This is a genomic window from Pseudomonas sp. NPDC087803 (assembly GCF_044742995.1).
Taxonomy (GTDB): Bacteria; Pseudomonadota; Gammaproteobacteria; order Pseudomonadales; family Pseudomonadaceae; genus Aquipseudomonas.
On the sequence record NZ_JBIUVO010000041.1, the window covers coordinates 23,942 to 33,425 of the forward strand.

5 protein-coding genes are annotated in these 9,484 nt (G+C 63.3%); 3 read left to right on the plus strand and 2 right to left on the minus strand.

Going from position 1 to position 9,484, the window contains the following annotated elements:
* The first annotated feature begins 14 nt into the window (after nt 1-14).
* Nucleotides 15-2,108, plus strand: coding sequence for a mechanosensitive ion channel domain-containing protein (locus ACIOUG_RS18800; protein ID WP_401067626.1), 2,094 nt, complete (start codon nt 15-17; stop codon nt 2,106-2,108).
* Between the two features lie 115 nt (nt 2,109-2,223).
* Here the strand turns inward: ACIOUG_RS18800 and ACIOUG_RS18805 are convergent, their stop codons facing one another.
* Nucleotides 2,224-6,657, minus strand: a complete 4,434-nt coding sequence (locus tag ACIOUG_RS18805) for a DEAD/DEAH box helicase (RefSeq protein ID WP_401067628.1) — start codon at nt 6,655-6,657, stop codon at nt 2,224-2,226.
* Nucleotides 6,658-6,954: 297 nt separating this feature from the next.
* On the opposite strand from ACIOUG_RS18805, the gene ACIOUG_RS18810 reads away from it, so the two are divergent.
* On the plus strand, nt 6,955-7,839 hold the full coding sequence (locus ACIOUG_RS18810; protein WP_401067630.1) for a sugar nucleotide-binding protein: 885 nt from the start codon (nt 6,955-6,957) through the stop codon (nt 7,837-7,839).
* Nucleotides 7,832-8,761: an NAD-dependent epimerase/dehydratase family protein gene (locus ACIOUG_RS18815; RefSeq protein WP_401067633.1), complete on the plus strand. Its 930-nt coding sequence runs from the start codon at nt 7,832-7,834 to the stop codon at nt 8,759-8,761. Before ACIOUG_RS18810 ends, ACIOUG_RS18815 begins: the two co-directional genes overlap by 8 nt.
* A gap of 177 nt (nt 8,762-8,938) precedes the next feature.
* Here ACIOUG_RS18815 and ACIOUG_RS18820 read toward each other — a convergent pair.
* Nucleotides 8,939-9,484 (minus strand): OmpW family protein (locus ACIOUG_RS18820; protein WP_401067635.1); only part of this gene is annotated, 546 nt, incomplete at its 5' end.

The following is a 9,484-nucleotide window of genomic DNA, read 5'->3' on the forward strand; positions in this document are numbered from 1 at the left end:
GAGGGATCGGAGTTTTGATCAAGTTCAGGGTCGCTGTTTTGCTGGGGGCACTGCTGTTGAGCGGCGGCCAGATGGTGCAAGCCGCCGCGCTGCCGGGGGTTCCGGCCGCCGCTGAAGAACCGGCCAAATCCGAGCCGATCGTGCAGGGTGGTCTGCTCGGCGCGATCAGTTCGAGCATCGACGACGTGCAGGACAAACTCGATCTCAACGAGCACTTGGTCGACGCCTGGCGCCTGCGCGCCGATCGCGCGGCGGATGAGGTCGACAAACTGGTCAACCAGCCGTCGAACCGGTCCGGCTGGAGCGTCGCCGGGGATTTCCTGATGTTGTCCGGCGTGTGGCTCGGCACTTTTGCGCTGCTGACCGTGCTCGGCAGCCTGCTGGCCAGGCGGTTGACTCAGGGCCGTTGGCTGCGTACCCGCCAGCGCAGTCAGGACCTGGTGGGTTACTTGCTGCCGTACACGCTGCCGGCGCTGATCTGTCTGCCGCTGACGCTGTACGTCAGCCACTTTCTGCAAGCCTCGATCGGCCGGGCGCTGGCGCTGTGTTTTGCCTACGCCACCAGCAGCGGGATTTTCTCCACCTCGATGCTGTTGTGCGTGGTGGTGATGTTCAACGTCGGCCATAAACGGCCCGCCGCGCGGATCATCCGCGACTACTGTCCGAAACCGCTATTTCTGATCGGCTTCCTCGCCGCCCTCAGCGACGCGCTGACCAGCCCGCAGATCGCCCGCCAGTTGGGCGGCAACATCACCAGCAGCGTCGCGGTGTTCACCGGGCTGATCGCCTCGATCATCTTCGGTCTGCTGGTGATTCGCCTGCGCCGGCCAGTGGCACACCTGATCCGCAACCGACCGCTGGCGCAGCGTCTGAAACAGCCGTCATTGCAGGAGTCGCTGCGAATTTTTTCCGGGCTCTGGTACTGGCCGATCGTGTTGATGGTGCTGGTCTCGGCGGTCAATCTGATCGGCATCGGCGAGGACAACCAGAAAGCCCTGCGCTGCGCATTGTTCACCACGGTGCTGCTGATCGGCACGGTGTTCCTCAGCACCATCCTCCAGCATTTGTTCAAGTCGCGAAAAGCCGAGGCGATCCAGCGCAGCAGCGCCTACAAAGAACGCTTCCTCAGCCTGTTGCATGCGCTGCTGCGGATCGTCATTGCAATTGCCTTCATCGACATCCTCGGGCGGATCTGGGGCGTTTCGCTGCTCGATTTTGCCCAGAGCAGCACGGTCGGACGGGCGATCAGCAATGCGTTGAGCAGCATCGGCCTGATCTTCCTCGTCACGTGGCTGTTGTGGGTGGTGCTCGACACGGCGATTCAGGAAGCGCTGAAACCACCGTTGAGCAAACGCTCCTCGCGCCAGCCCAGCACCCGGGTGAAAACCATCCTGCCGCTGCTGCGCAACGCGATCAAAATCATCCTGGTGGTGATCTGCGCGATCACCACCATGGCCAACCTCGGGATCAACGTCGCGCCACTGTTGGCCGGTGCCGGGGTGGTCGGTCTGGCCATCGGTTTCGGTTCGCAGCAACTGGTGCAGGACGTGATCACCGGGCTGTTCATCATCATTGAAGACACGCTGTCGATCGGCGACTGGGTAGTGCTCGAGTCCGGGCATGCCGGTACGGTCGAGGGCCTGACCATACGCACCCTGCGCCTGCGTGACGGCAAGGGTTTCGTGCACTCGGTGCCGTTCGGCCAGATCAAGGCAGTGACCAACCAGTCACGCCAGTTCGCCTACGCGTTTTTCTCGGTGCAGTTCACCTACGACACCGATGTCGACAAGGCTATCGAGTTGATCCGCGAGACCGGCGATTCAATCCGCGAAGACCCATTCCTCAAGTACAACCTGCAAGGGCCGCTGGATGTATTTGGCGTGGACCGGATGGACCTGAACGGCGTGGTGCTGACGGCGCAGTTCCGTACCGTGTCGGGTGGGCAGTATGCGGTGAGCCGGGCGTTCAATCAGCGTTTGAAAAAGCTTGTGGATAACAGTCCCGAGGTGCATTTCGCGCAGACTTATCCACAGCAGGTTTTGTTGCCCAAGCGGCAGGATGAAGGGGAGTTGGTGGCGAGTGAGGTGCCGCAGAAGTCGCGGACTTAGGTTCAGATTTGGTGTTGGTAATACCGGCCTCATCGCGAGCAGGCTCACTCCTACAATTGGAATGCGTGCCCCTGTAGGAGTGAGCCTGCTCGCGATAGCGCCAAAACAATCGACATCAGTGCCAGATCAGCTTGCTGCGCACCTGCTCCATGGCCACCTGATCCAGCTCAGTCCAGAAAACCTGCTTGCCGGCAATCTCGGCAGCAACCGGCAGGCCATCGCGATACAGCAACCGATTACTCGCCAACGCCGGCACTTTCGCCCCCGGCAACAACGTCCCGGCCAGGTTCAACGGATCAACCCCGCATACCGCGATCAAACTGCCGTCATGCGGCCGCCGCCGTACTTCGCGCAGCAACGGAATCGCCTCGGGCAAGGCAAACTGTTCCCCCGCCAGACCGCTGACAAAGCGCCCGCCGCGAATCTCGCCACGGGCCTCCAGCCGATGAAAGGTGCGCAGCAATTCGCGCCAGCTCGGCAGCCAGTCCGCCTCGCGCTCCAGCAGACGCCAGAACACCACGCCGTAGCGGCGCAGCAAGGTCATGGCGACATGTTCGAGGGTTTCCGGCGAAGCGCTCTGGCTGTTCTCGACGAGCGGCCCTCGGCGCAACAACGCCCAGCGTCCGGCATCGTCCATGCCGCCGACAAACGCGCCGCGCCCGCGACGACTGCTGCGTTGCTGGCGCTTGCTCGCCGGGGTGATCAGGGCGCGCAAACCGGCGAAGCTGTCGGCATTCACCAGGCCGGCGCCGACCAGCTCCTGCAAGGCGATTTCAAGCTCAGTGCGCAGCAGGTGCGCTTCGTGAATCAGCTCATCGAAAAACAGCGCGCCGTGCTGACTCAGCGCCTCATAAACCTTTTGCGTTTTCGCTGACAGTTCGCTGACCGGCGTCTGCTCGGCCAGCGCACTCCACAACCCGACCTGACTGCGCGGCAACAGCACAATCGGCGTACTGCGCAGCGCCGTGCCGCTGACTTTCTGTCGGGCGCTGAGCCGGGTCCACACCAGTTTGCCGTTGCGGCACAGGTCATCCAGCCAGCTCGGCGAATAGTCTTTCAGGCGCGCCGGGAGAAGGTCGCTGTCCCATGCCGAAGCCGCTGCCGGGTAACCTTCGAACTGACCGACAATCGCCGGCAACACCGCGCTGCCCTGACCGCGCGTAGCGGGGGACAGGTGCTGCCAGTCGAACAGAAAACGCATGAAATCCTGCAACGCCACCGGCTCGATTTCCCGGCGCAAACGCTTGACCGTGTAGCGATGAATGCGCGCCAGCAGATGCCGTTCGCACCATTCTTCAACCGCTACGCCGGGAGTGAAATGACCGCGCAGCACATAACCCTCGCGCTCCAGTTGCGCGAGGGCCTGACTGACCTGCGGTATCGGCAACGCGAGTGGTTCGGCAATGGCGGCTAACGGCAGCGGACCGAAGGCGCCGAGTCGGGCGCGGATCACTTCGATCAATGCGTCATCGAACGTCCAGATATCATCGAACCCGGGCAGCGCTGCTTGCGGCGGTTGCAACGTGGCCTGTGGATACAGCGCTTGCAGACACTTCAGGCGCTCGCGCGCCAGCCACAACGAGCCAGGCTGTGGATGTGTAGTGACTGTGAGGCCGTCTTCGCGAGCAGGCTCGCTCCCACAGTTGACTGTGTTCCAACTGGCGGAACGCGGTTGAATGTGGGAGCGAGCCTGCTCGCGAAGCTTTTCTTTTGCCGTTACTGGCGCAGCGGCCAAGCGGCAGGCGCGACCGCTCGCAGTCAGCGCGTCAAGCCATTCGCGCCAGTGTTCGCCAGCCTGAACTTCAAGGTCGCTGATGCAGGCCAGGCTCATCAACGCCTCGTGCATTTCATCGACATTCGCCGGCGTCGGCCAGGCTTCCTCGCGCACTGCGTTGATGGCGTCGGCGTCCAGCGCACCGAGATCATCGGTGGATTGCGGATCGCTCCAGCGCCGGTTGATCACCGCTTGGGTGCGGCGTTCTTCCAGCGGTGCATCGTCGAGAAAGGCGTACGGCCGCGCGCTGAGAATTTCTGCCGCCAGCGGTGAAGGCGCCGGCAGATCGCGGCTGATCAACCGCACCTCGCCACGCTCCATGCGCCGCAGCAGAGTGAGCCAGCCGTCGCTGTCCATGGCCTCGTGCAGGCAATCGTCGAGGGTCTGTTCCACCAGTGGATGCTGGGGAATTTCCCGCTCGCCGGCGAGGTTTTCCAGGCAGGCGATCTGATCGGGAAACACGCTGGCAATCAGGTCTTCGCTTTTCATCCGCTGCAACTGCGGCGCGACTTTGCGCCCGCCGGTAAAACGCGGCAAGGCCAGTGCCACCCCGGCATTCCAGCGCCAGCGCACGCCGAACAACGGCGCGTCGAGAATCGCCTGAATCAGGATGTGCTCCGCGCTGTTGCTGTGCAGGTAGCGCCAGACGTCATCCAGTTCAAAACTGTGGCTGGTGGACAGCGACAGGACAATCGAGTCTTCGCTGGCGGCGGCCTGCAACTCGAAGTTGAAGGTGCGGCAGAAACGCTTGCGCAGCGCCAGGCCCCAGGCGCGATTGATGCGGCTGCCGAACGGTGAATGGATGATCAACTGGGTGCCGCCGGACTCGTCGAAAAACCGCTCCATCAGCAGCGTGTCCTGCGAGGGCAGGGCGCCGAGCGTCTGGCGTGCGCGGGCGAGGTATTCGATCAGTTGTTCGGCGCTGGCGCGGTTCAGACCGAGGGTTGCGATCAGCCAGTCGAGCGCCGGTTGCAAATCACCAGGGCTGGTGCCGAGCAGGTCGTCGAGGGTCGCTTGCAGGCGCGCCACCGCCGCCGACAATTCATCGCTGCGCCCCGGCGCTTCGCCGAGCCAGAACGGAATGGTCGGCGGCTGGCCTTGGGCATCTTCGACCCGCACCTTGCCGGTTTCCACCCGCAGGATGCGATAGGAGGTATTGCCGAGCTGGAACACGTCGCCAGCAATGCTTTCCACGGCAAAGTCTTCGTTGACGCTGCCGATGCTCAGGCCCTGCGGCTCCAGCAACACGTTGTAGTCGGCGTTGTCGGGGATGGTGCCTCCACTGGTCACGGCGGTCAGTTGCGCGCCACGGCGGCCACGCAAGGTGCGGCTGACGGCGTCGCGGTGCAGGTAGGCGCTGCGGATGCCCTGACGACCGTTATAGCCTTCGGCGAGCATGGTCAGCAGCGCCTGATAGTGTTTTTCGTCGAGATCGCGGTACGGCGAAGCTTTGCGCAACAGCGCCAGCAGCGCATCTTCCGCCCATTCCCGGCAACTGACCTCGGCGATGATCTGCTGCGCCAGCACATCCAGTGGCGCCTCGGGGATGTGCAGGGTGTCGAGCTCGCCACGGCGCACGCAGTCGAGCAGGGCGGCGCATTCGATCAGGTCGTCGCGGCTGGTGGCGAACAAGCGGCCCTTGGGCGTGCCGCCGACCTGGTGCCCGGAGCGACCCACTCTTTGCAGAAACCCGGCAATCGAACGCGGCGAGGCGATCTGGCAGACCAGATCGACTTCACCGATATCAATGCCCAATTCCAGCGACGCCGTGGCGATCAGCACTTGCAGCTCGCCGCGCTTGAGCCGCTGTTCGGCGTCGAGGCGGAATTCCTTGGCCAGACTGCCGTGATGCGCGGCCACCGCCTGTTTGCCCAGCCGTTCACTCAGGTGTCGGCTCAAACGCTCGGCCAAGCGTCGGGTGTTGACGAAAATCAGCGTGGTGCGATGCTCGCGGGCCAGTTCGGCGAGCCGGTCGTAGACCAATTCCCAGACATCGTTGGCCATCACTGCCGACAACGGCACCGGCGGCACTTCGATGCCCAGATCCCGTGGCCGGGCGTGGCCGATGTCGATGATCTCGCAGGGGCGATCGGTGCCGACCAGAAACCGCGCCACGGCGTCGATGGGTTTTTGCGTGGCCGACAGACCGATGCGGGTCAATGGTTCGGCACACAGCGCCTGCAGTCGCTCAAGGCTCAGCGCCAGATGACTGCCGCGTTTGCCGGCCGCGATGGCGTGGATCTCGTCGATGATCACCGTGCGCGTGCTGCCGAGCATTTTGCGTCCGGATTCGGAACCCAGCAGCACGTACAGTGATTCCGGGGTGGTCACCAGAATGTGCGGCGCGTTCTTGCGCATGGCGGCGCGGTCTTTCTGCGGAGTATCGCCGGTGCGCACCGCCGTGGTGATCTGCAGTTCGGGCAGGCCCAACTGGCGCAACTGCTCGGTGATTCCGGCCAGCGGATTCTGCAGGTTGATGCGGATGTCGTTGGATAAAGCCTTGAGCGGTGAAACGTAGACCACCAGGGTTTCGTCCGGCAGGCCGTCGGGGTTTTCCAGGCCACGGTGGACGAGGTCGTCAAGCACCGCGAGAAACGCGGTGAGGGTTTTACCGGAGCCGGTGGGCGCGGCGATCAGCGTCGAGCGGCGCTGGCGGATCAACGGCCATGCGCGGGCCTGGGCGGCGGTGACCGTCGGGAAGGTGCTGCTGAACCAGGCGCTGACGGCGGGGTGAAAGCCTGCTAGGGCCGCGTCCTTGGGGATGGGCAGATTCATGGTTTAAGTTATGCGGGTGGGGGCGGCAAGTTGCAAGTACCGCTGGGGATTTCCAGTGGCTGACAGGGCTTTATCGCGAGCAGGCTCACTCCTACAGGGGAATGCGGTCAACTGTAGGAGTGAGCCTGCTCGCGATGGGGCCAGTGGATTCAGCACAATTCCCGGCGATCTACACTTTACGGGTGACGGTTGCGCACTAAACCCGCAAAATGCAACGATTCCGGCAATTATCGACGGCGGTGTCACCAGCACCGTCGCTAAAGCCATCGTTCCAATCAGACTGGGCCTGCTGACTCTATGCGAATGCGCCTTATGTTACTGGGCGGCGGAAATGCCCTTGGGCAGGCGCTGATTCGCCTCGGTGCGGAAGAAGACATCGGTTTCCTCGCCCCCCGCCCGCCAGAAGACGGCTGGGATGCCGCGAGCCTGACGCAACTGCTCGACGACACGCGTCCGGATGCGTTGATCAACCTCGCCTACTATTTCGACTGGTTCCAGGCCGAGACTGTCAGCGAAAGCCGTCTGGCCGGGCAGGAACGCGCCATCGAGCGACTGGCCGAACTGTGCCAGCACCACAACATCATTCTCGTGCAGCCCTCCAGCTATCGAGTGTTCGACGGTTCGCGGGCGACCGCCTACAGCGAAAAGGACGAGCCGGTGCCGCTGGGCCTGCGCGGTCAGGCGCTGTGGCGCATCGAGCAAAGCGTTCGCGCCACCTGCCCGCAACACGTGCTGCTGCGCTTCGGCTGGCTGCTCGATGACAGTCCTGAAGGCACCCTCGGGCGCTTCCTCGCCCGCGCCGAACAACCGGACGAATTGCTCATGGCCGATGATCGCCGGGGCAATCCGACCCCGGTGGATGACGCGGCACGGGTGATCATTTCGGTGCTCAAGCAACTCGACTGCGCGGCGCCGCTGTGGGGCACTTACCATTACGCCGGCCACGAGGCGACCACGCCGCTGGCACTCGGTCAGGCGATTCTGACCGAAGCGCGCAGCCTGCATCCGCTGGCGATCGAAGCGCCGACCGCTCAGGCTCATGCCGCGAGCCCGGACGCCGCCGAGGAGCCGCAACACGCGGTGCTCGCCTGCAAGAAAATTCTGCACACTTTCGGGATCAAGCCCCGCGCCTGGCGCGCCGGGCTCCCGGCTTTACTGGATAGGTTTTATCGTCATGGCTGAAGGCCCTGTTTTAATCACCGGCGGCGCCGGTTTCATCGGCTCGCACCTGACGGATGCGTTGCTCGCCAGCGGCCATTCGGTGCGGATTCTCGATGATCTGTCGACCGGCAAACGCGCCAACCTGCCGCTGGACAATCCGCAGGTCGAACTGATCGTCGGTGACGTTGCCGACGCCGCGTTGGTTGCGCAGGCCATGCAAGGCTGCAGCGCCGTCGCGCATCTGGCGGCGGTGGCCTCGGTGCAGGCCTCGGTGGACGATCCGGTGAAGACCCACCAGAGCAATTTCATCGGCACCCTGAATGTCTGCGAAGCCATGCGCCAGGCCGGGGTCAAGCGCGTGCTCTATGCGTCGAGCGCCGCGGTATACGGCAACAACGGTGAAGGCCAGTCGATCGACGAAGACACGCCAAAAGCCCCGCTGACGCCGTACGCCTCGGACAAACTGGCCGGCGAGCACTACTTCGATTTCTACCGTCGCCAGCACGGTCTGGAACCGGTGATCTTCCGCTTCTTCAACATCTTCGGCCCACGCCAGGATCCGTCCTCGCCGTACTCCGGGGTCATCAGCATCTTCAGCGAGCGGGCGCAGAAAGGCCTGCCGATCACCGTGTTCGGCGATGGCGAGCAGACCCGTGATTTCCTCTATGTCGAGGATCTGGTCGACGTGCTGGTGCAAGCGCTCGACAAGCCTGAAGTGGACGTGGGGGCGATGAACGTCGGCTGGAATCAGGCCATGAACCTCAAGCAGATGCTGCAGGCGCTTGAGGAAGTGGTCGGCGAGTTGCCCCCGGTCAGCTACGGCCCGGCGCGCTCCGGCGACATTCGCCATTCGCGGGCGAACAACGCGCGGTTGCTGCAACGCTTCCAGCTGCCAGAGCCGACGCCGATGCGTGTGGGGCTGGCGCGGTTGCTCGGCAAGTAGGTTTATCGCAGACATGAAAAAGGCGCCTTTTCACAGGCGCCTTTTTCACGGCCGGAATTTGTCGCTAATCCTGTGGCGAGGGGATTTATCCCCGATCGATCACGAAGTGATCGTCGTCAGTTCTGAGCCTGCTCACCCAAAGCCTCATTCACCACCACGCGAATGTTCGACTGTTGCTTAGAACTTGTAGCCCAGACCTACCATGTACACAAATGGATCGACATCCACATTCACCTTGGCGCGAGTGCCCGGCGCCACGGCGTTGTTCTCGACCGTCGCGCGGGTGTCGATGTCGATGTAGCGTACCTGGGCGTTGAGCATGATGTTGTCAGTCAGCATGTAGTCAGCGCCGACCTGCCAGGCCAGGCCCCAGGAGTTTTTCGCCTTGAAGTTGCCGAAGCCGTTGGACTGGGCTTCGCTGCCGACGTGTTCGTCATAGATCCAGGTGTAGTTGATGCCGCCGCCGATGTACGGCTGGAACGGCGATTTCGCATCCAGTGGGTAGTACACGACGCTGAGGGTCGGCGGCAGGTGTTTCAGGGTACCGAGTTTGCCGTTGGCGGCTGGCAGCGCGGTGCCTTTGATTTTCACGTCATGCTCGAACGGCGAGGCGGCCAGCAGCTCGATGCCGATGTTGTTGGTCAGCATGTAGGCGAAGTTCAGACCCAGTTGGGTGTCGCTGCTAATGGTCGCCTTGCAGCCCAGGTTGGTGCCTCTCAACGG

Bases quoted from the DNA above. Each gene is read 5' to 3' on its own strand.
- ACIOUG_RS18805 (WP_401067628.1), bottom strand. From the start codon at position 6,657: ATGAATCTGCCCATCCCCAAGGACGCGGCCCTAGCAGGCTTTCACCCC.
- ACIOUG_RS18810 (WP_401067630.1), top strand. From the start codon at position 6,955: ATGCGAATGCGCCTTATGTTACTGGGCGGCGGAAATGCCCTTGGGCAG.
- ACIOUG_RS18815 (WP_401067633.1), top strand. From the start codon at position 7,832: ATGGCTGAAGGCCCTGTTTTAATCACCGGCGGCGCCGGTTTCATCGGC.